Annotated in this window: 22 protein-coding genes; 8 read left to right on the top strand and 14 right to left on the bottom strand. The window is 34.4% G+C overall.

Annotation, left to right across the window (positions count from 1 at the left end):
- Window positions 1–102 precede the first annotated feature (102 nt).
- Both ASE21_RS19320 and gcvP read right to left on the bottom strand, forming a co-directional pair.
- Entirely contained in the window at window positions 103–1161 is a 1059-nt protein-coding gene (locus ASE21_RS19320; protein ID WP_057124327.1) for a 3-oxoacyl-ACP synthase III family protein, read from the bottom strand.
- A gap of 280 nt (window positions 1162–1441) precedes the next feature.
- Window positions 1442–4291, bottom strand: coding sequence for an aminomethyl-transferring glycine dehydrogenase (gcvP, locus tag ASE21_RS19315; RefSeq protein WP_057124326.1), 2850 nt, complete (start codon window positions 4289–4291; stop codon window positions 1442–1444).
- Window positions 4292–4488: 197 nt separating this feature from the next.
- Between gcvP and ASE21_RS19310 the strand changes: the two genes are divergently transcribed.
- The gene (locus ASE21_RS19310; protein ID WP_057124325.1) at window positions 4489–5328 is read left to right on the top strand and encodes a hypothetical protein; all 840 of its coding nucleotides are present in this window, start codon (window positions 4489–4491) and stop codon (window positions 5326–5328) included.
- Between the two features lie 252 nt (window positions 5329–5580).
- Here the strand turns inward: ASE21_RS19310 and ASE21_RS19305 are convergent, their stop codons facing one another.
- From ASE21_RS19305 to ASE21_RS19280, 5 genes are all read right to left on the bottom strand, one after another.
- On the bottom strand, window positions 5581–6036 hold the full coding sequence (locus tag ASE21_RS19305; RefSeq protein ID WP_057124324.1) for an SRPBCC family protein: 456 nt from the start codon (window positions 6034–6036) through the stop codon (window positions 5581–5583).
- A 161-nt stretch (window positions 6037–6197) separates the two neighbouring features.
- Entirely contained in the window at window positions 6198–7103 is a 906-nt protein-coding gene (locus ASE21_RS19300; protein WP_057124323.1) for a TIGR01777 family oxidoreductase, read from the bottom strand.
- Between the two features lie 120 nt (window positions 7104–7223).
- Window positions 7224–7613, bottom strand: coding sequence for a hypothetical protein (locus ASE21_RS19295; protein WP_057124322.1), 390 nt, complete (start codon window positions 7611–7613; stop codon window positions 7224–7226).
- 5 nt (window positions 7614–7618) lie between these two features.
- Entirely contained in the window at window positions 7619–7978 is a 360-nt protein-coding gene (locus tag ASE21_RS19290; protein WP_057124321.1) for a hypothetical protein, read from the bottom strand.
- Between the two features lie 333 nt (window positions 7979–8311).
- Complete coding sequence (locus ASE21_RS19280) at window positions 8312–8815, bottom strand: GbsR/MarR family transcriptional regulator (protein WP_057124319.1); 504 nt, start codon at window positions 8813–8815, stop codon at window positions 8312–8314.
- Window positions 8816–9150: 335 nt separating this feature from the next.
- On the opposite strand from ASE21_RS19280, the gene ASE21_RS19275 reads away from it, so the two are divergent.
- On the top strand, window positions 9151–9564 hold the full coding sequence (locus ASE21_RS19275) for a DUF1842 domain-containing protein (protein WP_057124318.1): 414 nt from the start codon (window positions 9151–9153) through the stop codon (window positions 9562–9564).
- A gap of 302 nt (window positions 9565–9866) precedes the next feature.
- Here the strand turns inward: ASE21_RS19275 and ASE21_RS19270 are convergent, their stop codons facing one another.
- The 7 genes from ASE21_RS19270 to ASE21_RS19240 all read right to left on the bottom strand — a co-directional run bounded on the left by ASE21_RS19270 (window position 9867) and on the right by ASE21_RS19240 (window position 18983).
- Window positions 9867–10526: a vancomycin high temperature exclusion protein gene (locus tag ASE21_RS19270; RefSeq protein WP_057124317.1), complete on the bottom strand. Its 660-nt coding sequence runs from the start codon at window positions 10524–10526 to the stop codon at window positions 9867–9869.
- Between the two features lie 139 nt (window positions 10527–10665).
- On the bottom strand, window positions 10666–12693 hold the full coding sequence (locus tag ASE21_RS19265) for a M3 family metallopeptidase (RefSeq protein ID WP_057124316.1): 2028 nt from the start codon (window positions 12691–12693) through the stop codon (window positions 10666–10668).
- A 130-nt stretch (window positions 12694–12823) separates the two neighbouring features.
- A complete protein-coding gene (gene purE, locus ASE21_RS19260) occupies window positions 12824–13306 on the bottom strand; it encodes a 5-(carboxyamino)imidazole ribonucleotide mutase (protein ID WP_057124315.1) in 483 nt (160 codons plus the stop codon).
- Window positions 13307–13493: 187 nt separating this feature from the next.
- Window positions 13494–14648 (bottom strand): 5-(carboxyamino)imidazole ribonucleotide synthase, encoded by a 1155-nt coding sequence (locus tag ASE21_RS19255; RefSeq protein ID WP_057124376.1) that lies wholly within the window; start codon window positions 14646–14648, stop codon window positions 13494–13496.
- A gap of 187 nt (window positions 14649–14835) precedes the next feature.
- Window positions 14836–15390 carry a hypothetical protein gene (locus ASE21_RS19250; protein ID WP_128414727.1) on the bottom strand — a complete coding sequence of 185 codons (555 nt, stop codon included), beginning with the start codon at window positions 15388–15390 and terminating at the stop codon, window positions 14836–14838.
- Between the two features lie 30 nt (window positions 15391–15420).
- Entirely contained in the window at window positions 15421–17511 is a 2091-nt protein-coding gene (locus ASE21_RS19245; RefSeq protein ID WP_057124313.1) for a TonB-dependent receptor, read from the bottom strand.
- A gap of 200 nt (window positions 17512–17711) precedes the next feature.
- Complete coding sequence (locus tag ASE21_RS19240; protein ID WP_057124312.1) at window positions 17712–18983, bottom strand: PQQ-dependent sugar dehydrogenase; 1272 nt, start codon at window positions 18981–18983, stop codon at window positions 17712–17714.
- Between the two features lie 185 nt (window positions 18984–19168).
- On the opposite strand from ASE21_RS19240, the gene hpt reads away from it, so the two are divergent.
- From hpt to ASE21_RS19210, 6 genes are all read left to right on the top strand, one after another.
- On the top strand, window positions 19169–19699 hold the full coding sequence (gene hpt, locus ASE21_RS19235) for a hypoxanthine phosphoribosyltransferase (RefSeq protein ID WP_057124311.1): 531 nt from the start codon (window positions 19169–19171) through the stop codon (window positions 19697–19699).
- 74 nt (window positions 19700–19773) lie between these two features.
- Entirely contained in the window at window positions 19774–20346 is a 573-nt protein-coding gene (locus tag ASE21_RS19230) for an adenylate kinase (protein ID WP_057124310.1), read from the top strand.
- 194 nt (window positions 20347–20540) lie between these two features.
- The gene (locus ASE21_RS19225; protein ID WP_082603510.1) at window positions 20541–21815 is read left to right on the top strand and encodes a hemolysin family protein; all 1275 of its coding nucleotides are present in this window, start codon (window positions 20541–20543) and stop codon (window positions 21813–21815) included.
- 149 nt (window positions 21816–21964) lie between these two features.
- On the top strand, window positions 21965–22966 hold the full coding sequence (gene obgE / locus ASE21_RS19220) for a GTPase ObgE (protein ID WP_057124308.1): 1002 nt from the start codon (window positions 21965–21967) through the stop codon (window positions 22964–22966).
- A 174-nt stretch (window positions 22967–23140) separates the two neighbouring features.
- Window positions 23141–25285, top strand: a complete 2145-nt coding sequence (locus tag ASE21_RS19215; protein WP_057124307.1) for a S46 family peptidase — start codon at window positions 23141–23143, stop codon at window positions 25283–25285.
- A 331-nt stretch (window positions 25286–25616) separates the two neighbouring features.
- Complete coding sequence (locus tag ASE21_RS19210) at window positions 25617–26972, top strand: UDP-N-acetylmuramate--L-alanine ligase (RefSeq protein ID WP_057124306.1); 1356 nt, start codon at window positions 25617–25619, stop codon at window positions 26970–26972.
- Window positions 26973–26982: the final 10 nt, after the last annotated feature.

Here is a 26982-nt window from a genome sequence, read left to right as displayed (position 1 = left end):
AGATTAAAAAATCTGTTTAAATCTGCAAAATCTGCGTGAAACAGAAAAACTTTGCGGCTTCGCGTCTTTGCGAGAATTAACTTCTCTTATAAAAGCTCTTTGTTAATATCGATAAACAAAAGCGTTAACATTCATTCCGGCTCCAACCGAAGCAAAAATAATAACATCGCCTTTGTTGATTTCATGATTTTCGATTTTTCCCTGAAGTATCAAATCATAAAGTGTAGGTACAGTAGCCACACTGCTGTTTCCTAAATCATGAATACTCATTGGCATAATATCGTGCGGTGCAGTTTTGTCGTATAATTTGTAGAAACGTTCTACAATTGCTTCGTCCATTTTTTCGTTTGCCTGGTGAATCAGGATTTTCTTTACCTCATCTATGCCGATGCCGCTTTTATCCAAACAGCTTTTCATTGCGCACGGAACCTGACTTAACGCAAACTCGTAAATTTTACGACCGTACATTTTAATGTATTTAATATCAGGATCTAAATCTGGATTATATGATTTTCCGAAGAAAAGGAAATTAGCTTCGTCATTGGCAAAAGTGGCACTTTCGTAAGAAAGTAAACCAGCTTCATCGGTAGAAAGTTCTAAGATCGAAGCTCCGGCACCGTCAGAATAAATCATAGAATCACGGTCATGATCGTCTACAACTCTGGAAAGTGTCTCGGCACCAATTACCAAAACTCTTTTTGCCATTCCGGATTTAATAAAAGCATTGGCCTGCAAAACTCCTTCAATCCAGCCCGGGCATCCAAAAAGAATATCGTAAGCTACACATTTAGGGTTTTTAATATCGAGTTTATTTTTAACCCGGGTAGCCAGACTCGGAAGAATATCAGTTTGATTTGTTCCTGTTTTTACGTCACCAAAATTATGAGCAAAAATAATATAGTCTAAAGATTCTTTATCAATATCAGCATTTTCTATTGCTTTTTCTGCAGCAAAAAAAGCGAGATCAGATGCCGTATATTGGTCTTCTGCATAACGTCGGTTTTCGATTCCGGTAATACCTTTGAATTTTTTTATAACAACTTCATTCGGGTAAGCAAAAGGAGTTCCGTCTTCATTCAAGAACACATGTTTGTCAAAGTCAGTATTGCTTACTTCTTTAGTAGGAATGTAACTTCCTATACCTATTATCTTTATTTTCATTATTCCTTAATTATCCGATAAATTTATTGCTAAAGTATAAATAAAATCATGATAACTATCATAAAAAATACTATGCACGCATATAATTGTGAAATTGAAATTTTTAACCTTTAAATAATGGATATTTTTTAATGAATTTTGCGTTTAACTGAGATTTCAAACGTTTGAGATATAGATCTAACATTATTAAGAAAGACTGTGATTTATTTTGATTTATAAAAAAAATACCCCGATTCTGATATTTCAGATCGGGGTATTTATATAATTTAAAAACTAAATTTTAGTTTTCCATGTAAGCTTCAATAGGAGCACAGCTGCAAATTAAATTTCTGTCACCGTAAGCATCATCTACACGACGAACAGATGGCCAGAATTTATTTTCAGCAATGTAATCTAGAGGGTAAGCTGCTTTTTCTCTTGTGTAAGGGAAATCCCAAGCGTCTGTAGTTAACATTGCTAAAGTGTGAGGTGCATTTTTCAATACGTTGTTTTTATCGTCAGCAGTTGCAGCTTCAATCTCTTTTCTGATCGAGATAAGCGCATCACAAAAACGATCTAATTCTGATAAATCTTCAGATTCAGTTGGTTCAATCATTAAAGTTCCGGCAACAGGGAAAGAAACCGTTGGAGCGTGGAAACCGTAATCCATTAAACGTTTTGCAATATCACCAACTTCGATTCCGTTTTCTTTAAATGCGCGACAATCTAAAATCATTTCATGAGCCGCTCTTCCGCATTCTCCAGTGTAAAGAATTGGGTAGTGACCTTCAAAACGTGCTTTCATATAGTTCGCATTCAAAATCGCGTGTTCTGTAGCGCTTTTTAATCCTTCAGCACCCATCATTGTGATGTAACCGTAAGAGATTAAACAAACTAAAGCAGATCCGTAAGGCGCAGATGAAATAGCTGTAATTGCCTGCTCACCACCAACATTTAAGATTGGGTTGGTTGGCAAGAACGGAACTAATTTTTCGTTAACACAAATTGGTCCAACTCCAGGTCCGCCGCCGCCATGAGGAATAGCGAAAGTTTTGTGTAAGTTCAAGTGACAAACGTCGGCACCAATTGTGGCCGGATTTGTTAATCCAACCTGCGCGTTCATGTTTGCACCGTCCATATAGACTAATCCGCCGTTATCGTGGATTAATTTTGTGATTTCAATAATAGAAGATTCGAAAACTCCGTGAGTAGAAGGGTACGTTACCATTAAACAAGATAAATCATCTTTGTGTTCAATTGCTTTTTCTCTTAAATCTTCTACGTCAATGTTTCCTTCCGGAGTTGTTTTAGTAACGATTATTTTCATTCCGGCCATTGCTGCAGAAGCAGGATTTGTTCCGTGAGCAGAGGAAGGAATCAAACATACATTACGGTGACCTTCATTTCTGGAAAGGTGATAAGCACGAATCGCCATTAAACCAGCATATTCTCCCTGAGCTCCGGAGTTTGGCTGTAATGTTGTTCCGGCAAAACCTGTAATGACATTTAATTGCTGCTCTAATTTTTTAAGCATTGTAATATAACCTTCTGCCTGCTCAACTGGTGCAAACGGGTGAATGCTGTTCCAGTTAGGCATTGATAAAGGAAGCATTTCAGAAGCCGCATTTAATTTCATCGTACAAGAACCTAATGAAATCATCGAGTGATTCAACGATAAATCTTTACGTTCTAATTTTTTGATGTAACGCATTAACTGACTTTCTGAATGATGGTTGTTGAAAACATCATGTGTTAAGAAAGAAGACGTTCTTTCTAATGAAGCCGGTAATTGACTTGCAGTAGCTAATTCAGAAACCGTAAAAGTTTCTTTTCCTAAAGCTTCAGCAAAAATGGCAATAATTTGGTTGATGTCGGCAATTGAAGTCGTTTCATTGAATGAAATCGAAACGCTGTCGGCATCAGGATAGAAGAAGTTTACTTCGTTTTTCTCCGCTGCAGCTTTTACTTTTTGAGCATCTGCTTTTACTAAAATAGTATCAAAGTAAGCTGTGTTGGTTTGGTAAACGCCTAATTTATTTAAAGCTTCAGCAGTAGTAACTGCAGATGCATGAACTTTGTTTGCAATATATTTTAAACCTTTTGGTCCGTGGTAAACCGCGTACATTCCGGCCATAACTGCTAGTAAAACCTGAGCAGTACAAATATTAGAAGTCGCTTTTTCACGTTTGATGTGCTGTTCGCGAGTTCCTAACGCCATACGTAAAGCGCGGTTTCCATTTACATCAATAGAAACTCCAATGATACGACCCGGCATAGAACGTTTGTATTCGTCTTTAGTAGCAAAAAATGCAGCGTGAGGACCGCCGTAACCCATTGGTACACCAAAACGCTGTGTTGTTCCCACTACTACCGCAGCTCCCATTTCTCCCGGAGAAGTTAAAGTTGCTAATGATAAAATATCGGCAGCAAAGGCCACTTTGATTTCGTTTTCTTTTGCTTTAGCAACAAAAGCGCTGTAATCGTTTACCTGACCGTATTTTCCAGGATATTGTAAAATCGCTCCGAAAAACTCATTTGAAAAATCAAAGTTTTCGTGGTTTCCAATAACCAATTCAATTCCGATGGGAGTAGAACGTGTTTGCAATACCGATAAAGTTTGTGGTAAAATTTCTTCAGAAACGAAGAATTTGTGTGTATTGTTTTTCTTTTGATCGCGGGTACGAACGTCAAATAATAACGCCATAGCCTCGGCAGCAGCAGTTCCTTCATCTAATAAAGAAGCGTTTGCGATTTCCATTCCAGTTAATTCGATAACAGTTGTCTGAAAATTTAAAATGGCTTCCAGACGGCCTTGTGCAATTTCTGCCTGATAAGGTGTGTAAGCAGTATACCATCCCGGATTTTCAAAAATGTTTCTTTGAATTGGAGCCGGAACGATAGTTGGATGATAACCCAAACCAATATACGATTTGAATACTTTGTTTTTCTTTCCTAACTCCTGAATGTGATTTGCGAATTCGTATTCTGTCATCGCAGGATCTAAGTTTAGAGGTGCTTTTAGACGAATATCATCTGGAAGTGTTTCATAAACCAGTTGTTCAATCGAGTCAACTCCAATAGTCTTCAACATGTGTGGAAGATCGGTTTCTCTTGGGCCAATGTGTCTTAAAGCAAAAGCATCTGTTCTCATTTGTAGCTATCTAATTTTTTAAATGAATGTGATCTGCCCTTTATTTGTGGAGCGAATCACATTTAAAAGTAAATGTGTTGTTTTTTTGTGGCGCAAAATTAAGTATTATTAATAATTTAATGGGTATTTTTAACTTCAATTTTTATCAATTTTATAACTAAAGAGTTGATTTGTTACTAATTGATTAGATTTGAGGAATGAAACTTTTAAAACAAATATTCGATTTTTATATAAACAGCAGTATTCACGTGGCTTTATCGAGTTATGCCTTGGTACACATCACATTTTATTTTTTTCATATTCAATATGATGAGACAATGGCTTTGTTTGTTTTTTTTGGAACAATTGTAGGATATAATTTTGTAAAATATGATGCGTTGGTTCGCGTTAAGAAAAATCCAATTGGCAATCAGCTCAAAATTATCGCTGTTTTGAGTTTTATTTCGGTGATTTTAGTCGGCTATTATTTTTTCCATCTAAAGCGGATTACCCAAATTGTTTCGGTTGGAATATTTTTAATAACAGCACTTTATACGCTTCCTTTTTTTCCAAACAGAAAAAATGCCCGAAACTGGGCGGGAGTAAAAATTTATATCGTAACACTTTGCTGGGTAGGAGCGACTCTGATATTGCCTTTAATTAATGCCGAAGTTCCTTTTACAGCAGACTTTTTTATAAGAAGCATTCAGCGTTTTGTTTTAGTTTTTGTCCTGATTTTGGTTTTTGAAATAATTGATCTGGCCAATGATGATCCGCATTTAAAAACCGTTCCGCAAACTATAGGCGTTAAAAATACAAAGCTTTTGGGATTTTTACTTTTAATTCCGTTTTGGATTGTGGGGATATTATCCTTTAGTTTTCATGATCTTGTTATAAATCTGATCATGGTTATGGTACTAATGGGATTTATATATTTTGCCAATCCCAACCGCTCAAAATATTATACTTCATTTTTTGTAGAAGCAGTACCTGTTTTTTGGTGGCTGATGTTATTTATTTTTGAGAATAATATGTTGGGCGTGACCGCGTTGCGATAAGCGGGCAAAAATACTTTGCGCTTATTCGCCCGCTTATCGCAACGCGGTCGGGCTATCCGCGCTACTTCGGTAGCTGGCTCCTATCCCTCACGCAAACCGAAAAGCGAGAAGATTTATTCCAAAATACGCAATCTTGTCATTTCGACGAAGGAGAAATCTCCGCAAGAAACTCTGCAAAGTATTTCCAATTTTTGAGGAATATTGTCGCGGAGATTTCTCCTTCGTCGAAATGGCAAAAATTGAGAGAAAAACTTAGTTAGCGTTTTCCGAAACCTCTTTTAAAATCTTATTTCTTTCCAAAAGAAAATGAATCAAATGCCTTTTCAAAAACAAAACATCAAATAATTTCCCAAAAATTCCGAAAGGTGTTTCATACTGTAATTTATCTCTCATAATTGTAAAACCATTTTCTTCCTCAAAAAAATGTTCATGTTTAAAAGATTTAAAATTTCCTTTTTGCATTTCATCTACAAAATAATCGTAAAAAGTCATGGCTGTAATTCTGCTTTTGTGTTTGAGATAAAAACCAAAATGTTTCCCGCGCCAGGTTACCGTTTCATTTAAATTAATTAATCCGGAAGTTATTCCGTCAATTGCTTTTTCTTTTGATTTACTGGCAGATTGTTGGTGAACATCAATATTTCTTGAAGCATCAAAAACAGTTTTTAATGGAGCTTTTATTTTAGTTGTAAGTTGAATGGTGGTCATTATTTAATCGGTTTCAAATTTTATTAAATTTCTGCATTTTTGTCTTTCTGAGCGAAGTCGAAGAACACACAAGTAGCTCCATAAACTAATTGCTAATCTTTGTAGAGTTTCTTTCGTATTCTTCGACTTCGCTCAGAAGGACAGAAACAGGACTGAAGATTTTACACTAAATCCTCAAATGCCCCATCAACATCCCCAAACTTAAACTCAAACCCATTATCCAAAAGCCGTTTCGGAACAACATTTCTGCTTTTCAAAACCAATTCCGTTTCAGTTCGAATCAAAAAAGATCCAATTTCTAGAAGTGTTTTGTTTAATGGAATTCCAAACGGAAAACCAACCGCTTTTCGAAGTTTCTTCATAAAATCAACATTCTGAATCGGTTTTGGAGAAACAATATTTATTTTTCCAGTCAATTCCTTTTCAAGAATAAAATCAACTGCACGAGCGAAATCTTCTTGGTGAATCCAGCTTACAAACTGATTTCCTATTCCTTGTTTTCCACCAAAACCAATTTTTGCCAAAGTTTTTAACGGAATAAAAGCTCCGCCATTTTTTCCTAATACAATAGAAGTTCGCAAAGCGGTTTTTAAAGTATTTGGCGTTTCGGTTTTAAAAAAGGCTTTTTCCCACGATTGGGCAACATTCATAGAAAAATCATTTCCAATTTCACCATCAGCTTCATCCATTTCTTTGTCTAATGAAAATCTGTAGATAGTTGCCGTTGAAGAATTCAGCCAATGCTTCGGCGGATTTTTGCAATTTAAAACCGCTTTATTTAAAATTTTTGTGCTTTCAATTCTGGACAATAAGATTTCTCGTTTGTTATTTTGGGTATATCGGCAATCCACAGATTTTCCGGCAAGGTTTATTAGAACGGTGGCATTTTCTAATTCGTTTTCCCAGCCGGAAAATGTTTTGGCGTTCCAGTTTACATGTTTAGTTCCGTCAATTGTCTGCGATTTTCCCCGGGTCAGAATTACAATTTCTTCAAATTTATTTTTGAAATGACTGACTAAAACCTGTCCTGAAAATCCGGTTCCCGCTGCTATAATAAGTTTGCTCATTTTTGTTGTTTTTGTTTGCCACGAATTGCACAAATTCCGCTAATTTTTTTACTTAGAATAGATTATTAAAAATTAATTTGTGGGAATTTGTGGAATTCGTGGCAAACATTTTTTTGATTTTTAAGCTTTAAAGACTAAACGTTCTTCCACAATTCTGCTTTCTTTAGCTTTTCTTTTTCCTCTAAAGAAAAAATACAAATTAAAGAATAACATTATTCCCAAATAAATTGCAAATCCGCCAATTTTGTAGCTCAATCTTTCGATCAATTCCTGATAACTGTCGTTGTTGAGTTGTAATTCCAAAATCATTAAGGCAAAACCAATATTTAAAAGATAGAATCCTGTTTCAAAAAGTTTGTTGGTTGCCTGAGCAATATCTTCTCTTCCTTTAAAAATGTCTAACATGAATATTTTGCCATTTTTAAAAAGTGTTTTAGAAACGTAATAAGTTAAAAATAAAGCAATTGGTAAATAGATACTGTATCCAATTAAGATTTTTGTAGTTTCCATAATATTTAGTTTTTGTTGTTGTGAATTAATTTTTGAATGTACTTAGTTATAATTAAAATGTTGAGATAATGTAAAAGTGAAATAATAAAAATGATGACAGCTGCTTTTATACAAATAGTTTCAATGAGTTGAGTTGACGAAATAATTTTCTGCCAGGAAATTAAAGTCATTGCGCAATATCCAATATTTAGAAGATAGTAAGCCAAAAGTAAGATCTGATTGATTTTTTGACAAAGGTCAGCATGATCAGGAATTAGGTTGGCAACATAAATATTTCCGTTTTGATAGCATATTTTTCCAACTTTTAAAATAATTAGAATAGTAACGCTGAGGTAAATAAAATACCCAATGATGTTGAGGTTCATAGCTTCTTTTTTTGATTATAGATTATAAACGTGAGGAAGAATATTAATGAAATGGGTAGAAGGAATAACCAAGTGAATTTCCCATTCCAGATCAAGAAGAAAGTAATTACCAAAGAAAAATAAATATAGATGAACTTGTTTTTTGGAAATAATATTAGAAATAAAACAGCAGCTAAAACCTGTAAAGCTCCCGTAAATGCTATTCCGTAAGCACCTCCCAGTAAAAATATTAATGCACAGACATTGATTATTTCTATTATCTTGAAAGTTGTTTTCATAATTATTAATTGTTTTAAACTTTCAGAAAAAAATGAAAGTTTTAATTAAATTTTTTTATTTCATGATTTTGAGAACCAGACGACCTAACCAGTTTTCATTAAATTCCGTCATTTTATCTAACATGTTGTCAGCTTTTAAAACAAAATCATACAATTTAGAAGTCTGATCTACAAAATGTTTTTGTTCTGCAGAATCTTTCGCTTCAATTGTCGAAACCTCTTTTAAGATTTTAAGCGCAGGTTTAATTTCTCTTTTACTTCTTTCTCTGGCAATTTTCACAGCCAATTCATCCAGATCTTTTTCAGCAGTAAAAAATTCTCTTCTTTCTCCGGCTTTGTACTCTTTATATACAATTCCCCAGTCCATCAATGCACGCAAATTCATGCTGGCATTTCCTCTTGAAATTTGTAATTCCTCCATAATGTCTTCCATTGAAACAGCTTCGTTTGAGATCATTAATAAAGCGTGGATCTGTGCCATGGTTTTATTAATTCCCCATTGAGAACCTAAAGCTCCCCAGGTTTGTACAAACTTATTTTTTGCTTCTTTGAATTCCATGTATCAAATGTAAGTAAAAGTTTTTAAACTTTCAAAAATAATTGAAAGTTTATTTTGATTTGTTGAAATAATAAAAAAGCTACGACAATAAAATAGCAGTGCTTTTTTAATAAATCAGGTGTTTTTACGGATAAAATTTTCTCGTGTCATTCTTAATCTCTTTCGTGTCAAAGAAATTCCATTTCACATCATTTTTTTATTTATGTCTACTTATCTGCTATAGTTTTGAAGTAGAATAAATCCAAAACAAAAATAAGTGGAGCAGAACCCACTAAAAAAAAACGAGGCGGTACCGAAAAGCCTTATGAGTAGGAAAACCCAAAAACATAAAAATTATGGCAGATTTATTAGCAGGTGCTTATTTAGCAAAAGGCACAATAGGAAATGTAGGAACACCAGGTGCTCCAATTGCAACATTTAGTTTAGTTGTTGTACCATCACAAAATTCTGTTTCTGGTACAGTAGTAATTACTCAGGCGATCAGCGGTCCTGATGGACACATTGTAGTCCCTGTAATAGGAAAAATATATGCAACAGGATTTGGACAATTTACACAAGTAGTAAGTTTACAAGGACAATATGTTCATTCTTTTCCTCCTCCGGCGATTGGTGCATTTTTAGCAAATTTTGATGCTCATTTAGCAATCGATGCGGCATGGAACGGAACTGGAGGTTTTTCATACTACCAACATAATATTGAAAACGTACCTGTAAAAGCAGTAAACGAATTAAAAGCAGAGTTGGCATAAGTTAAGCCCCCAAATTTTTACAACTCGAATTACGAAACATATTAGGATTTAATTGCGCCTAATTTGGTTACAGTTTTGATTGAAAGGGCCGTCTTTTTAGGCGGCCTTTTTTATTGCCAGAAGAAACGTAAAACATTATAATAATCTGTTAGTATCAACCTGGTTGTATTTTTTGCAACAGCTGGTTAATATTAATGAAATGTTTATTTGTTGAAATAAATAATTCTTTTTTGCAAAGCAAAACTGTGTTATTTTAATTTTGCTCCAAGTGAAAAGCCGAAGTATTACTTCGGCTTTTTTGATTATCGTTTATCTTCTTTGGAATAATTAGAAGGGCCGTTAATATTGATTGGATTTCCGAGAAAGTACGGTTCCCGATTTCTTAAAACATCCAAAAAAGATTTAAAGACTGAGCCGTATTCTCTAAAACAAACATATTTATATCCGTTGTATTCTCCATTGTTAGCAGAAAAACCAAATGACTTGATTCCGAGTTTTTGCCCAATGTAAATGGCACGGTTTAAATGATATTCCTGCGAAATTAAAGCTGCTTTTTTTATCTTAAAAATATGTTTTGCACGATACATAGTAGAATAAGTATCGAAACCGGCGTAATCAATAAATATTTTTGTGGTGTCAACGCCGTGGTTAAAACAATAATTTTTCATTACCGTTAATTCATCATATTCCTCGCGGCCATTATCTCCGGAAAGTAAAATTTTATTGATTCGTTTTGCTTTGTATAAAGCGATTCCTGCATCAAGACGATCTTTTAAATATTTACTTGGTTGGTTTCCATTTATTCCTGCGCCAAAAATAATTCCCACATCATTCTTAGGGAACTTTTTTAGAGAATAATAAATCTTTGTTTTGGTCGAAGATTTTACATAGTAATTCACCGAAATAATCGCAATTAATCCAATAATTATCAGATAAAGAAAAATTTTAAAATATTTTTTCAAGGTAATTTTTTGTAAGATTAAGATTTAAAAATGCGAAGATAACTAAATTTACTTTTAAGTAAAATACAATAAAAAAAACCGAAGCTGAAATGCTTCGGTTTTCAAATATCTAATAATCTAAGAAGTCTAAAATCTAAGTCTATAACAATCCCGCTCTTTTCAATAAAGCCTCAGGTTTTGGTTCCTGACCTCTAAAACGTTTGTATAAAATCATCGGATGTTCAGTTCCTCCTTTTGAAAGTACATTGTCTTTGAATTTCTTTGCAACTTCTTCATTAAAAATTCCTTTTTCCTGAAAATATTCAAAAGCATCTGCATCCAGTACTTCTGCCCATTTGTAGCTGTAATATCCGGAAGAGTATCCGCCTTGGAAAATATGAGAAAAAGATGTACTCATTGCATTTTCTTTTACATCCGGATACAATTGTGTGTTTGCAAATTGTGCTGTTTCAAAATCTTTTAGGTTTGTAATATTGGTTGGATCTTGTCCGTGCCAGGCCATGTCCAATAATCCAAAACTTAACTGGCGTAGAGTTGCCAATCCTTCTTGGAAACTTGCACTTTCTTTAATTTTCTGAACATATTCAATCGGAATAATTTCTCCCGTTTCGTAATGATTTGCAAATAAGGCTAATGCTTCCGGTTCGTAACACCAATTTTCCATAATCTGACTTGGTAATTCTACGAAATCCCAATAAACCGAAGTTCCCGATAAACTTGGATAAGTTGTATTTGCCAGCATTCCGTGTAATCCGTGTCCAAATTCGTGGAACAAAGTGGTTACTTCATTAAAAGTTAATAATGAAGGTTTTGTTTCGGTTGGTTTCGTAAAGTTGCAAACGTTAGAAATATGTGGTCTTTCGTTTACGCCGTCTTTTACATATTGCGATTTAAATGATGTCATCCAGGCGCCGTTTCTTTTTCCTTTTCTTGGGAAGAAATCTGCATAGAAAATCGAAACCAAATTGTTTTCGGCATCTCTAACTTCATAAGTCGTCACTTCTTCGTGATATTTATCAATATCAAAAACTTCTGTAAAAGTTAAACCGTATAATTTTTTGGCAACTGTAAATGCGCCGTCTAAAACTTTTTCTAATTGAAAATAAGGTTTCAGTTTTTCATCATCTAAATTAAAAAGCTGCTGTTTTAATTTTTCAGAATAATAAGCACCGTCCCATTTTTCCAATTGCTCGATTCCGTCCAGTTTTTTTGCAAAAGAAGTCAATTCGTCAAATTCTTTTTGAGCTGCCGGTTTTGCTTTTGCCAATAAATCATTCAAAAAAGAAAAAACTTTCTCCGGACTCTCGGCCATTCTTTCTTCCAGAACAAAATGTGCATGTGTTTTATAACCTAACAAATTAGCTCTTTCATGACGAAGTTTAGCAATTTTTAAAACATTTTCTTCATTATTGAATTCATTGTTTTGAAATCCTTTTGCACCAAAAGCAATCGCCATTTTTTTACGAAGTTCGCGATTGTCTGCATATGTCAAAAACGGAATATAGCTTGGATGATCTAAAGTGAAAATCCAGCCTTCTTTTTCCTGATTTTTAGCTAATAATCTGGCGGCTTCAATTGTTCCTTCCGGCAGACCAGATAAATCTTTTTCGTCCGTTAAATGCAATTCAAAATTATTGGTTTCTGCCAGGACATTTTCGCCAAATTGTAAACTCAGTTTTGATAATTCTTTGTCGATTTCTCTCAACTGATTTTTTTTGTCTTCCGGAAGATTGGCTCCGTTTCTGGAAAAGCTTTTGTATTTTTTATCTAATAACGTAGTTTGTTCCGGGTTGAGGTTCAGACTTTCTTTTTGATCGTAAACAGCTTTTACTTTTGCAAATAAATCAGCGTTTAAGCGAATGTCATTGCCAAGTTCTGAAAGCCAAGGCGAAACTTCCTGCGCAATTTTCTGCATTTCGTCATTGGTTTCAGCCGAATTTAAATTGAAGAAAACACTAGAAAGACGATCTAAAGTATCGCCTGAATAATCCATTGCCGCAATTGTGTTTTCAAAAGTCGGCGCGTCCGGATTATTTACAATCGCATCGATTTCGGCTTTAGCCAATTTAATTCCTTCCTGAAAAGCAGGAACGTAATCTTCTATTTTAATCTGCGAAAAAGGCGCTGTGTTATGTTTGGTATTGAAATAATGTGTTAATACGCTCATGATTTTATTATTCAGTCTCAGTCTCAGTTTGCAGTATAAACCGAGGCTAAAGAATTATTTTTATATATTTATTCACAGTCACAGTATTCAGGGTCTACTGTTACTGAAAACTGTGACTGCGACTGGAAACTTATTTCAAACTTTCAGCCGCTTTATTAACTGCTGCTTTCAATTCTTCTTTATATGCAATTATAGAATCTAAAACAGTTTTATCAGAACTTCCAATAATTTGTGCTGCTAAGATTCCTGCATTTTTTGCTCCGTTCAAAGCTACAGTTGCAACAGGAACTCCTCCCGGCATTTGAAGAATCGATAAAACAGAATCCCAGCCATCAATAGAGTTACTTGATTTTACCGGAACTCCAATTACAGGAAGCGGAGACATTGAAGCTACCATTCCTGGTAAATGCGCCGCACCGCCAGCACCGGCAATAATTACCGAAATACCGCGAGTATGTGCATTTTTACTAAAGTCGAATAATTTTTCCGGCGTTCTGTGTGCCGAAACGATATCTACTTCAACTTCAACATTAAATTGTTTTAATATGTCGATTGCATCCTGCATAACCGGCATGTCTGAGATGCTTCCCATTATAATGGCTACTTTGCTCATTTTGTTTTTTTGTTTATTTTGTTTCAGGTTTCAAGTTTTTGCTGAAGCTGAAATTGTTTATTTTTTTTCGCCACGAATTGCACGAATTCGCACGAATTATTTTTTTAGATTCTTGAGAAGAAAATTAGTGAAATTAGTGCAATTCGTGGCAAACTTTTTCTTGCGAACTGCGACTAAGGACTAATTACTAAGCACTAATCACTTTAATGGTATTTTTAACCTGCTCAGCAATTCTTCTGGCTTCCTGCATATTTTCGTTTACGATCGTTACGTGACCCATTTTTCTAAAAGGACGTGTTTGTTTTTTACCGTAAATATGTGGTGTAACGCCGTTCCATCCTAAAATGGTTTCGATGTTTTCGTAAACTACATTTCCGGAATAACCTTCGGCACCAACTAAATTTACCATGATTCCGGCAACTTTGCTGTCTGTATTTCCTAAAGGAAGACTTAAAATGGCACGCAAATGATTTTCGAATTGTGAAGTATAACTCGCTTCGATAGAATAATGACCCGAATTGTGCGGACGTGGAGCCACTTCATTTACTAAAATTTCATCGTCCTGTGTCTGGAACATTTCAACCGCTAAAAGTCCAACGTGATTGAATTTTTCAGAAACATTCAATGCAATTGCTCTGGCTTTTTCAGCAATTTTTTCGTCGATTCTTGCCGGACAGATTACATATTCTACCTGATTGGCTTCCGGGTGGAATTCCATTTCGACAACAGGATAGGTTTTGATTTCTCCCAACGGACTTCTGCAGACAATTACGGCCAATTCATTTTTGAACGGAACCATAGTTTCTGCAATACATTCTACATTTGGTAAATCATCCATATCAGAAATCTGACGAATTACTTTTACGCCATTTCCGTCATAACCAAATTCGGTACATTTCCACACAAATGGAATTGTGATTTCGTTATTTCCAACTGATTTTGATAAATGTTCCGGACTGTCAAATCTCAGGAAAGAGGCAGTTGGGATATTATTTTCAGCATAAAATTGTTTTTGAACGCCTTTATTCTGAATTCCTTTTAAGGTTTTTGGAGACGGATAAACTTTTACTCCTTCGTTTTCTAATTGTGTTAAAGCTTCAAGATTGACCAATTCGATTTCGAAAGTCAAAACATCAACTTGTTTTCCGAAGTTATAAACGGTTTCGTAATCCATTAAATCACCTTTGAAGAATTTATTGCAGGCAATTTTACTCGGCGCTTCGTCGCTCGGATCCAGAACATAAGTTTGGATGTCAAATTTTCGGGTATCAGACAAAAGCATTTTACCTAATTGTCCTCCGCCTAATATTCCTAATTTAAAATCAGAAGAAAAATAATTCATTTTGTGTTGTGTTTTTGCAAAGATACTTTTTAATTTTTTTTCTGCCACGAATTACATGAATTGCTCTAATTTTTTTGCCACAGATTAAAAGGATTTTATGTTTTTTTTTGTTTGCCACGAATTACACGAATTGCCCGAATTCATTTCCGATTTAGAAAATCCTTTTAATCTGTGGCAAACCAAAAAATTATTTTTCTATTTTCTTTAAAACTTCGCGGGCAACTACTTTGTATGCGGCAGAATGATCGCCATAATCTTTGTTCAGGATAATCTGAAGTTCCGGATGAATCCAGTCATAATGATTTCCTAAAATATATAATGTTCGTATTGAATAGGCTTTTGTAGCCACTTTTACATCGCTTATAAGCCAGTCAAAACTAGCTTCGATACAATATTGAAGATTTTCTTCCGATAGAGTAACGCTGTTTTCGTCTTTTTTAAAATGTGATTTTACTAAAAGCTGAACCACTTTTGCAATTGGGCGAAGGGAACTTTCATCTTTCAAAACTTTTAAATTCGAACAGAAAAAATCCAAATGAGGCTGAAGCCAGATTAATTCTTCATACGATACAAATTCTAAAATCCAGCAGGCTTTATGATTATTTCTGTTTTTTGGTGAAAAACTAATAGAGACCAGTTCTTTAAATAAATAAGGATTTTCCAGAATATCTTGCGCGCACTTTAAACGGTTCTCCCGATAAGCACTGACATAATCCAGTTTTTCCTGTAGTTCAGAAAGCATTTTTTTTGATTTTGGGGTGATTTGAAGCATCTAAAATAAATAATTTAATGAAACAGTACCGTAATAATTCACAGGAAGTCCAGGATAATAGTAACGTGGTAATGCATTGCCGGCTGCAGCAGCGTTTGGCAGTATTAGTGAAGCATATTTTGTATTTGTTACATTGTTTATTCCAGCTGCAATATGTGTTGTTAATTTTGGCAGAATCTCAAATCGATACCCTGTTTTTAGATTGAGAATGTTATAGGAATCTGAAAAAGCGGTATTGGCATCGTTCATTGGAATTTCATCTACAAACTGATAATCTGCATTGAAATAAATCCCGAAATTTGTATTTACAGTAATTCCGCCGTTGACTTTATTGGCCGCAACTCCGGTAAGTTTATTTCCTGAATAGTCATTTCCGTTATCTACAAATTCCTTGAACTCATAATTGCCGAGAGATCCGGCTAAATAAGAATTCAGCGAAACAATACGATTAATTGGCCAATTATGATTTAGTGTAATTTCGATGCCCTCATGAAATGTTTTTCCGGCATTTAAACCCACATATTGATCATCACCGATTCTTTTGGCCACCAATAAATCTTTAATTTCCATTCGATATAAAGCAATTTCTGTGTAAAGTTTTTTATTGAAAAAATAGAATTTTCCTCCAACTTCAAAATTGTAGCCGTTTTCAGGTTTTATATCGGGATTTATTGTGCCGTCGCTTTTCAGGGTTTCTTCCGTTGCCGGTAATGAAAACCCGCGGCTTATAGAAAAATAAACCGTTTGCTGCAGGTTCGGTTTGAATAATAATGACAATTGAGGAGAGAAAATACCATCATAGCTATATTCCTGATTGGTATTTGCGGTATAGTTATCAAGGTTGAATTTTGTTTTGTTGTAATTTAAACCAGCCTGAATTTCGAATTGTTCAGAAAGTAAAGTTCGTAATTGAGAAAAGATATTGTAGAAATTTCTTTTTTGTCCGGTTTCTGTAAGCAGATTACCCTGAAGGCTTCCTAAACCATTATTTTGCTGATACAGGTTTTCAAAAGTATTGCCTTTATAAGTATCTGTAAAGTATTCAATTCCCGCAATAAAATGGTTCTCTTTTTTACCAATCTTAAAATTTCCGGTAAATTGTGTTCTTGCTCCCGATGCAAACGTATATTGACGTAAAATGTCAAAAGGTCTTGGCTCGTTGCTGTCTTTATAATTAATAAAAACAGAAGTCGAATTGTTTAAATTTTCATTGATTTTAAAATCATAAGCTAATCCGCCCAAAGTCGATTTGTATTCTTTAAATCCTTTTGAAGCCACCCAGGTTGGAGCACCGGATTCCGGATTATTTTCAAAAGCAGTTTTATTTATCGAACTCGGAATAAAGGCTTTTAAATAAGTGTAATTTGAAAAATACGTTAGTTTGCTGTTTTTCTTTCTGAACAATTCTCCGGCGAGGGTAATTCCTTCACGTTTATAAGCACTGTTTTCGCGCCAGCCGTCGGTTTTTAGATTGTGATAGCTAATATTTAAACTTCCTTCTTTTTTATCTAAACTAAAATTCAAACTGTTTTTTAATAATCCGTAAGAACCAAAAACAGAACTTATTCCGGCACTTTGATTTTCGTTTTTAGAAAGCTGAGGTGAAATTAAAATGGCACCGCCTAAACCTGCACCATAGACACTAGAGAGCGGCCCTTTTATAATTTCGATTTGATTGAGGTTTTCCAGATCGATATCGTCAATAACAGTTTCGCTGTTTCCTGAAGTCAGCGGAATACTGCCGTAAAAAGCTCTGATTTTATTAGTACCGTAAGTAGTTCTTGCCCCAATTCCGCGAATTGAAATTCGGGTTGTCGTAAAATTAGAAGACTGCATAAAAACACCCGGAATTGTATTGATTACCGTTGTAATGTCTGTAGTATTGTTTTGCAGCAAATCTTTTTTTGAAAGAATGCCAATTGAGGCTGGAGTGTTTAATGAATTGTTATTAATATGAAGCGAACTGATAACTACTTCTTTTAGTTTTTCGGTTTGCAGAGAGTCAATTTGTCTGCCGGCTTTTTTTTGCGCTTCTATATTTTGAAAAACAAGAAACATAAAAAGAAAGAGACAATGTTTTTTTATGGTCATAAATGATTTGGGTTAAAAGGCATAGTTTAAAACACAGAAACATAGAATTTACTGAGGCAAAAAAGGCGTTTCATTTCAGCTGCATATTTTAATGGCGAAATGAGTTTTCTTTTAATCATAACAAAAAATAAAATCTATGTTTCTATGTGTTTAAAATATATGTGAATTTTGGAATTGGTTTTAGATAAACTAATCTGATTTTATTTAGCTGTAACTTTCCAAATCGTATTTCCACTATCATCATTTACTAAAAGCGAGCCGTCATTCATAACCGTCACGGCAACAGGACGTCCATACACTTCAGCTTTATTTTCATCTGAAATAAAACCTGTTAAAAAATCTTCCGGTTTTCCTGAAGGTTTTCCATCTTTAAAAGGAACAAAAAGAACTTTATAACCAGAAATTTTAGAGCGATTCCAAGAACCGTGCTGTCCAACAAAAGCACCATTTTTATATTTTGCCGGAAAAGCATCTTTAGTATAAAAAGCTAACCCTAACGAAGCAGTATGTGGACCAACAGGGACATCAGGGACAATTGCTTTTTCTACCAAATCTTTTCTTTCCCCTTTCATTCTTGGGTCAGGAATGCTTCCAAAATAAGAATACGGCCATCCGTAAAAACCATCTTTTTTTACACTTGTAATATAATCCGGCACTAAATCGTCGCCCAGATCGTCACGCTCATTAACAGCTGTCCAAAGTTGCTTCGTAACAGGATTCCAGTCCATTCCAACCGGGTTTCTAAGACCCGAAGCGTAAATTTTTTCGCCAGTTCCGTCAGGATTAATTTCAAGAATACCGGCACGGCGAACTTCCTTGTCAATACCATGTTCAGCGTTGTTGCTTCCGGAACCTACAGAAACATAAATTTTATTTCCGTCAGGACTTGCTAATAAATTTCTGGTCCAGTGATTGTTGTAACCTCCGGCGGGAAGTTCAAGAATTTTTTCGCCTTTGGTTTCTAATTTAAGCGGATTGTTTTTATAAGGATAACGATATAAACCGTCTGTATTTGCAATGTAAAAAAAGTCTTTTAAAACCAGCATTCCAAAGGGCTTATTTAAGTCTTTAATAAAAACTTCACGGGTTTCAAATTTTCCGTCTTTATCTTTATCACGCAGCACTGTGATTTGGTTTTTACTTGATCTTGTTCCGCTTTCTACAACAAAAATATCCTGGTTTGGAGCGATATACGTCCAGCGTGGATTTTCAAAACCATCTGCAAATTTTTCTACTGTAAAACCTTCCGGAGCTTTTGGTGTAATTCCGTTTGGCCAGCCAATTACTTTACTGTTATTGGTTTTAGATTCTGTGGCATAAGGCGGAGGAAGTGTAATGTCACCAATTGCGGTTTTAACAACATTTGCAGGTTGTTTTGCCAGTGCTTCTTTTTCTTCTTTTTTAACCTGCCCATTGCAGGCCGTTATTAATATTGATAGTGATAGTGAAAGTATCGGTAAGGATTTTTTCATTGGTATTTGGAGTTAAATGATTATTCAACAACAATTTAGTAAATTAAAAAATATCTGCAGGGAAGATTTTGTAATTATTAACTGATATTTAACATTCGCAAAAAAGTCGGTTTCTGAATATATTTTGATGTCGGCAGATTGGTTGTAATTCTGTATCTTTGTCCATTATTTTAAATTTAAAAATAATGATACAACTTCACGATAAACAATTTGTTCCGTTTATTTCGGCTAAAGAAATTGATTTTGCTTTAACCAAACTGGCGGCTCAGGTAGAAGATGATTTTGGAGATGATACTCCAATTTTTATTGGAGTTTTGAATGGCGCATTTATGGTTGTTGCCGATTTCCTTAAAAAATACAAAAAGCCATGCGAGGTTTCCTTTATCAAAATGGCATCTTATGAAGGAACCGAAACAACAAATTCTGTTAAAGAATTAATAGGAATTAATCAGGATTTATCCGGAAGAAGCGTAGTAATCCTTGAAGATATTGTTGATACAGGAAATACGATTGAAGAATTAAAATATTTATTTAAAGCACAAAATGTAAAACACTTTAAAGTGGCGACTTTGTTCTTTAAACCGGAAGCTTATAAAAAGGACATTAAAATAGATTATATCGGAATCAGAATTCCGAATAAATTTATTGTGGGTTACGGATTAGACTACAATGGTCTTGGACGAAACCTTACAGAAGTATACAAATTAGCAGAATAACATTAAACAAAACACAACTATATATTCATTTTAAACTTCTTCAAAAAAATAAGAAGTCACAACTCAAACGTATTATGATTAACATTGTTTTATTTGGAAAGCCGGGAGCAGGAAAAGGAACTCAGGCAGAATTTTTAAAAGAAAAATACAATTTAACACATCTTTCTACAGGAGATATTTTTCGTTTTAATTTAAAAAATGATACAGAACTAGGTAAAAAAGCAAGAGTTTTTATGGACAATGGAGAATTGGTTCCTTGCGAAGTAACAACTGCAATGTTAATTGATGAAGTAAAAAAACACCCGGATACTGCAGGTTTTTTGTTCGACGGTTATCCAAGAACAATTAATCAGGCAGAAGCTTTAGATAAATTTTTGCCAACAATTGGTTCAAGTGTAACAGCTACAATAGCTTTAGAGGCTGATGATGAAATTTTGGTAAAACGTTTACTTGAAAGAGGAAAAACAAGCGGCAGGGCTGATGATCAGGACGAAGAAAAAATTCGTGTAAGATACCAGGAATACAATGAGAAAACGGCTCCGTTAATTGGATATTACAAAGAGCAGAATAAGTTTCATGCCGTAGACGGTATCGGAACAATTGAACAAATTACAGAGCGCTTAACGTCAGTTATAGATAATTTGTAGAAGCTAATCCGGCTGTACGTTTCATCCCGGGCCATCGGGAAGCAGAAAAACTATTTTTCTAACCTTAAAAGGAGTTTTCAAATTTGAGAATGAATATTTGGGTTAGAAAAATTAGTTTTTTAACTTACAGTTATTAAAAAATTGAGATTACAAATTATATTAACGAGACTATTTTATAACGAACAAGCCACAAATTGGAAATACTAATTATATTTTTTCTAATATTATTAAACGGGGTTTTCTCGATGTCTGAAATTGCATTAATTTCTGCACGAAAAAACAGACTGGAAACAGCAGCAAAAAAAGGAAATAAAAGTGCTAAAACAGCACTGGATCTGGCCAATTCCCCAAATAAATTTTTATCAACGGTACAAATCGGAATTACCTTAATCGGAATTTTGACCGGTATTTATTCCGGAGATAAAATTACTTTCGATGTTGAGGCTTTTGTTGCCGGATTTGCCGCTTTAAAACCTTATGCACATTCAATTGCGGTTGGAATTGTGGTAGTTGTTTTAACTTTTTTCTCTTTGGTTTTAGGAGAACTGCTTCCAAAACGAATTGGATTAAACTATCCCGAATCAATTGCAAAAATGGTTGCCATGCCAATGAAGGTAATTTCGATTATTACAGCGCCTTTCATTTGGTTATTAACCTCTTCAACAGATTTTCTGCTGAATGTTTTACAAATAAAACCAACAGCTGACGGAAAAGTTACCGAGGAAGAAATTAAAGCAATCATTAAAGAAGGAACCGAAGTTGGAGAAGTTCAGGAAATTGAGCAGGATATCGTTGAGCGTGTTTTTCATATTGGAGACAGAAAAGTAAGTTCTTTAATGACACACCGAAAATCGGTTGATATGCTGCCGCTAAATGCTGATAAAGTTAAAATAAAAGAATTAGTTGTTCAGGATCTGCATACCGTATATCCGGTTTATAATGAAAATTATGATGACATTGTCGGTGTAGCAACACTTAAAAACATTTTTGCCAATATTGAAAATGATCATTTTGATTTTGCTTCAATAATATCTGATGCTCCTTATTTAATGGAGCAGACAACTGCTTATAAAGCATTGGAAAACTTCAAAAAAACAGGCGTCCATTATGCTTTGGTTTCTGATGAATATGGAGTTTTTCAGGGATTAATTACGCTGAATGATATTTTGGAAGCTTTGGTTGGAGACGCATCAGAATTTTATAAAGATGAATTTCAGCTCGTAGAAAGAGAAGATGGTTCATGGCTGGTTGACGGACATTATTCATTACACGATTTTTTAACTTATTTTGAGTTAGATGAACTAACAAATGATTACGAAGTAAATACTGTTAGCGGAATGATTATGACCGAGCTTTCGCATATTCCAAAAGAAGGTGAAAAACTGGTTTGGCAAAAATTTATCTTAGAGGTGGTCGATATGGATGGCGTTAAGATTGATAAAGTTTTGGTAAAAGCTTTAAAAGAATAAAAATTGAGTTATGAGTTATAAATTATGAGTTTTACCTGGTTTATAATTATGGCTTTCAATTTAAATATAGATAATAATAAGAGGATAGTGAGTAGTTTTAGTTGGATTTCAATCTAAATCTAAAAATCTAAAATCTGAAATTCAGAAAAATGACAGAAGGAAATTTTGTAGATTACGTTAAGATATATGTTTCGTCCGGTAAAGGAGGAAAAGGATCAACGCATTTACATAGAGAGAAATTTATTGAAAAAGGCGGTCCCGACGGAGGAGATGGAGGTCGCGGAGGGCATGTGTATTTAGTTGGGAATAAAGGACTCTGGACATTATTTCATTTAAAATTTGCCCGTCACATTAAAGCAGGACACGGCGGAGATGGAGGAGGAGATCGAAGCACAGGAGCAGATGGAGATGATAAATTTATTGAAGTGCCTTTGGGAACTGTTGTAAAAGACAAGGAAACCGGAGAAACACTTTTTGAAATTACAGAAGACGGCGAAAAAAGAATTCTGGCTAAAGGAGGAAAAGGAGGTTTAGGAAACTGGCATTTTAGAAGTTCGACCAACCAAACCCCGCGTTATGCACAGCCAGGTTTGCCGGGAATAGAAATGGACGTTATTCTGGAACTTAAGGTTCTGGCAGATGTTGGTTTAGTTGGTTTTCCAAATGCGGGAAAATCCACTTTATTGTCTGTATTAACTTCGGCAAAACCAAAAATTGCAGATTATCCTTTTACGACTTTAAAACCAAATTTAGGAATTGTAGCTTACAGGGATTTTCAGTCTTTTGTAATTGCAGATATTCCGGGAATTATTGAAGGTGCTGCAGAAGGAAAAGGTTTAGGACATTATTTTCTGCGTCACATTGAGCGTAACTCAACTTTATTGTTTTTAGTTCCGGTTGATACACCGGATATTAAAGCAGAATATGATATTCTTGTTAATGAGCTGACAAAATATAATCCTGAAATGCTGGACAAAGAACGTCTTTTGGTTATCTCAAAATGTGATATGCTGGACGACGAACTTAAAGCAGAATTAAAAGCAGAATTAGACGTTTCATTTAAAGATATTCCGTACATGTTTATTTCATCTGTTGCACAGCAAGGTTTGACAGATTTAAAAGATAAACTTTGGAAAATGCTTAACGAGTAAAATTATTTTACATATTTAAAAAAGGTGTTCTGAAAAGGACGCCTTTTTTTGTTTTTTAAAATGTTAAATTCTTAATAAAAAGCGAAAAAAATATAATCATATTCATTTTTGCTCTTCTTTTAAATCGAATAATTATGAAAATGACTTATATTCGCATAACTTAAACAAAATAACATGAAAAAAATAATTTTATTCTTTACCATGTGCCTTATGGCTTTTCCTGTAAGAGCTGATGAAGGAATGTGGTTCCTGATGTTTATCGAAAGATTGAACCATAGAGATATGGAAAAAATGGGCTTGCAATTAACAGCCGAAGAAATTTACAGTATTAATCACCACAGTTTAAAAGATGCAATTGTACAATTTAACGGTGGTTGTACTGCTGAAATCGTTTCTAAAGACGGATTGGTTTTAACAAATCATCACTGTGGATATAATGCAATTGCAGAACTTTCAACTGCAGAGCAAAACTATTTAAAAGATGGTTTTTGGGCAAAAGAGAGAAGTGCCGAAATGAAACCAAAATCTCTGTATGTTCGTTTCTTTGTTCGTATGGACGATGTTTCTAAAAGAATTTTGTCAAAAGTAAATGATACAATGACTGAAACTGAACGAAACAAAATCATTCAGCAGGAAATTAGCCTGATCGAAAAAGAAAATAGCGAAAACGGAAAATATACTGTTTCTGTTCGTCCTTTCTTTCAGGGAAATGAATATTACTATTTCGTTTATCAGGATTATACAGACGTTCGTTTAGTGGGAACACCTCCGGAAAGTGTTGGGAAATTTGGAGGAGACACTGACAACTGGGAATGGCCTCGCCAAACAGGAGATTTCTCTATGTTTAGAGTGTATGCTGATAAAAGCGGAAATCCGGCAGCTTACTCAAAAGACAACGTGCCTTTGAACCCAAAACATTATTTGCCGGTAAGTATTAAAGGTGTGAAAGAAAATGATTTCGCCATGATTTTAGGTTACCCGGGAAGGACAAATCGATGGATGCCGGCGGGCGGAATCGAGCAAAATATTAAATATGCTTATCCTGCATGGGTTGAAGGTGCTAAAACCGGAATGGATCAAATGAAAAAGTATATGGACAAAGATGCAACAGTTCGTTTGCAATATGCATCTAAATATGCTTCTACAGCAAATTACTGGAAAAACCGCCAGGGTATGATTGACGCTTTAACAAAAGCCGGAACAGTAGATACTAAATCACAACAGGAAGATAAATTTTATGAGTGGGCAAGTAAACCTGCGAATAAAGAAAAATATGAAAATGTAATTCCGACGATTAACGATTATTATAGAGAAACGAACTTAAAAGCGCGCCACGATAATTACTTGATGCAGCTTTTACGTACATCGGCGTATGCAGCAGGACCTGCTAATTTAGGAAATGAATTAATTGCTTATTATAAAGAAAATGAAGCAAAGAGAGCAGAAATGCTTCCTAAGATCAACTCAATGATTGAGAATATCTATGGTAATTTTTATGCTCCATTAGAAAAAGACTTGTTGACTGCACAATTAAATTTATATGCTTCTAAGGCTGCTGAATATGGATTAGCTCCGCAAATTGCCAAAATGAAATCAGAAAATAATGGTGATTTTACTGCAGATGTAGCAAAAGCAGCTGAAGTAAGTTATTTTACTACAAAAGAAAAAGTATTAGCATTTATGGCTGATCCAAAACCATTAGCGATTGTGCATGATCCTTTGTATATTATTTCTAATGATTTATTGACAAAATACCGTTCTAAAACAGACGATCAGGCAAAAGCAGATGATGGTTTTGCAATCGCTTATCGTGAACTGGTTGAAGGCTTGAGAGAATCAAAATTAAATGCGATTCAATATCCTGATGCCAACTCTACCCTGAGACTAACTTACGGAAAAGTTCGTGCTTTACCAGCTGATCCTCGTAATGATGCTGCGATCAACAATTATACTACAATGGAAAGTATGGTGAAAAAGTATAAAGCAGGAGATCAGGAATTTGATTTGCCAAAACGTTTATTAGAATTAAACAAAGCAAAAGATTTTGGACAATATGCTGATAAAGCAGGGTATATGCCAGTTAACTTCTTAACGGATAATGATATCACAGGAGGAAACTCTGGTTCACCGGTTCTTAACGGAAAAGGAGAATTAATTGGAATTGCTTTTGACGGAAATATCGAAGCTATGGCTGGAGACGTTATTTTTGATCCTAAATTACAAAGAACTATCAATGTTGATATTCGTTATGTACTTTGGATTATCGATAAATACGCCGGAGCTAAAAATATCATCGACGAATTGACGATTGTAAAATAATTCCGGTTTCTGAAATAAATATCAAGCCCGATAGGTTTTAATAACCTGTCGGGTTTTTTTGTTGTTTTTGCATTTAAAACCTCTCAGGATGAGTGTAATCAAGTTTTTATGTATGCTGCAATTTTAATTAAACAGAATTTTTATTATAGTGACTGTTAATTTAAGGCAGGAATTATTTCTAAAATATTTTCTGTACAAAGTACTAATTTATCAGTAAAACCAAATAACACATTTTATATTTACTTATTTTTGAAAAATAATTATTTGAGTTTTATCAGTTATTGGGTATTTCGATTAACCAATTAAACAGTTTAACGATTAAACATTTTAAATGAAAACACATTTCATCGCTATAGGCGGAAGCGCTATGCACAATTTAGCATTAGCATTACATAATAAAGGCTATCAGGTTACAGGAAGTGACGATGCTATTTTTGAGCCTTCAAAATCAAGATTAGAAAAAAAAGGAATTCTTCCTGCTGAAATGGGTTGGTTTCCTGAAAAAATCACTGCCGATATTGATGCCATAATTCTTGGAATGCATGCAAAAGCTGATAATCCCGAATTGTTAAAAGCGCAGGAATTGGGTCTTAAAATTTATTCATATCCTGAATTTTTATACGAGCAGTCTAAAAATAAAACCCGTGTTGTTATTGGAGGATCTCACGGAAAAACAACTATCACTTCGATGATTCTGCACGTAATGCATTATCATAATATAGAAGTGGATTATATGGTGGGTGCACAATTAGAAGGTTTTGATACAATGGTGCATTTAACAGAAGAAAATGATTTTGTGGTTTTAGAAGGCGATGAATATTTATCATCTCCAATTGATCGCCGTCCGAAATTTCATTTGTATCAGCCTAATATTGCTTTGATTTCAGGAATTGCATGGGATCATATTAATGTTTTTCCAACGTATGAAAATTATGTTGAGCAGTTTGAAATCTTTATTTCAAAAATTACAAATGGCGGAATTTTGGTTTACAACGAAAATGATCCTGAGGTAAAAAGAGTTTCTGAAGCTGCGACAAATCCAATCAGGAAACTTCCTTATCATACTCCGGAGTATACCGTTAATGATGGTGTAACATTATTAAAAACTCCAGAAGGCGATATGCCAATTGAAGTTTTTGGAGCGCATAATTTAAATAATCTTGCCGGAGCAAAATGGATCTGCCAAAACATGGGAGTTGACGAAGCCGATTTTTATGAAGCCATCGCTAGTTTTAAAGGGGCATCAAAACGCTTAGAAAAAATTGCCGAAGGAAAAGGAAAAGTAGCTTACAAAGATTTTGCACATTCGCCAAGTAAAGTTGCTGCAACGACAAAAGCTGTAAAAGAACAATATCCAAACAGAACTTTGGTTGCGTGTTTAGAATTGCACACATACAGCAGTTTAAATGCTGAATTTTTAAAAGAATATGAAGGCGCATTAGAATATGCAGATGTTGCAGTTGTTTTTTATTCGCCAGATGCTGTAAAAATTAAGCAGTTAGAAGAAGTTACTTATGAGCAGATTGCAAATTCTTTTAATAGAAAAGATCTAATCATTTATACCAATCCGGCTGAATTTAAAGAATATCTTTTTAATCTGAATTTAGATAATTCTGCACTTTTATTAATGAGCTCTGGAAATTACGGAGGTTTAAATTTTGATGAAGTAAAAGGTTTGATTGAATAATTAATCAAAC

Source organism: Flavobacterium sp. Root901, from assembly GCF_001429765.1.
In the GTDB taxonomy this organism is placed as follows: Bacteria; Bacteroidota; Bacteroidia; order Flavobacteriales; family Flavobacteriaceae; genus Flavobacterium.
The sequence above is the reverse complement of the archived record's forward strand: the minus strand, read 5'-3'. Positions and strand labels throughout refer to the sequence as shown.

Excerpts from the sequence above, each read along its gene's own strand:
- ASE21_RS19305 (WP_057124324.1), bottom strand. The coding sequence starts at position 6,036 with ATGACCACCATTCAACTTACAACTAAAATAAAAGCTCCATTAAAAACT.
- ASE21_RS19250 (WP_128414727.1), bottom strand. The coding sequence starts at position 15,390 with ATGCTTTCTGAACTACAGGAAAAACTGGATTATGTCAGTGCTTATCGG.
- ASE21_RS19210 (WP_057124306.1), top strand. The coding sequence starts at position 25,617 with ATGAAAACACATTTCATCGCTATAGGCGGAAGCGCTATGCACAATTTA.
- hpt (WP_057124311.1), top strand. The coding sequence starts at position 19,169 with ATGATACAACTTCACGATAAACAATTTGTTCCGTTTATTTCGGCTAAA.
- ASE21_RS19245 (WP_057124313.1), bottom strand. The coding sequence starts at position 17,511 with ATGACCATAAAAAAACATTGTCTCTTTCTTTTTATGTTTCTTGTTTTT.
- gcvP (WP_057124326.1), bottom strand. The coding sequence starts at position 4,291 with ATGAGAACAGATGCTTTTGCTTTAAGACACATTGGCCCAAGAGAAACC.
- ASE21_RS19295 (WP_057124322.1), bottom strand. The coding sequence starts at position 7,613 with ATGGAAACTACAAAAATCTTAATTGGATACAGTATCTATTTACCAATT.
- ASE21_RS19240 (WP_057124312.1), bottom strand. The coding sequence starts at position 18,983 with ATGAAAAAATCCTTACCGATACTTTCACTATCACTATCAATATTAATA.
- obgE (WP_057124308.1), top strand. The coding sequence starts at position 21,965 with ATGACAGAAGGAAATTTTGTAGATTACGTTAAGATATATGTTTCGTCC.
- ASE21_RS19320 (WP_057124327.1), bottom strand. The coding sequence starts at position 1,161 with ATGAAAATAAAGATAATAGGTATAGGAAGTTACATTCCTACTAAAGAA.
- ASE21_RS19280 (WP_057124319.1), bottom strand. The coding sequence starts at position 8,815 with ATGGAATTCAAAGAAGCAAAAAATAAGTTTGTACAAACCTGGGGAGCT.
- ASE21_RS19230 (WP_057124310.1), top strand. The coding sequence starts at position 19,774 with ATGATTAACATTGTTTTATTTGGAAAGCCGGGAGCAGGAAAAGGAACT.
- ASE21_RS19275 (WP_057124318.1), top strand. The coding sequence starts at position 9,151 with ATGGCAGATTTATTAGCAGGTGCTTATTTAGCAAAAGGCACAATAGGA.
- ASE21_RS19265 (WP_057124316.1), bottom strand. The coding sequence starts at position 12,693 with ATGAGCGTATTAACACATTATTTCAATACCAAACATAACACAGCGCCT.
- ASE21_RS19300 (WP_057124323.1), bottom strand. The coding sequence starts at position 7,103 with ATGAGCAAACTTATTATAGCAGCGGGAACCGGATTTTCAGGACAGGTT.
- ASE21_RS19310 (WP_057124325.1), top strand. The coding sequence starts at position 4,489 with ATGAAACTTTTAAAACAAATATTCGATTTTTATATAAACAGCAGTATT.
- ASE21_RS19215 (WP_057124307.1), top strand. The coding sequence starts at position 23,141 with ATGAAAAAAATAATTTTATTCTTTACCATGTGCCTTATGGCTTTTCCT.
- purE (WP_057124315.1), bottom strand. The coding sequence starts at position 13,306 with ATGAGCAAAGTAGCCATTATAATGGGAAGCATCTCAGACATGCCGGTT.
- ASE21_RS19290 (WP_057124321.1), bottom strand. The coding sequence starts at position 7,978 with ATGAACCTCAACATCATTGGGTATTTTATTTACCTCAGCGTTACTATT.
- ASE21_RS19255 (WP_057124376.1), bottom strand. The coding sequence starts at position 14,648 with ATGAATTATTTTTCTTCTGATTTTAAATTAGGAATATTAGGCGGAGGA.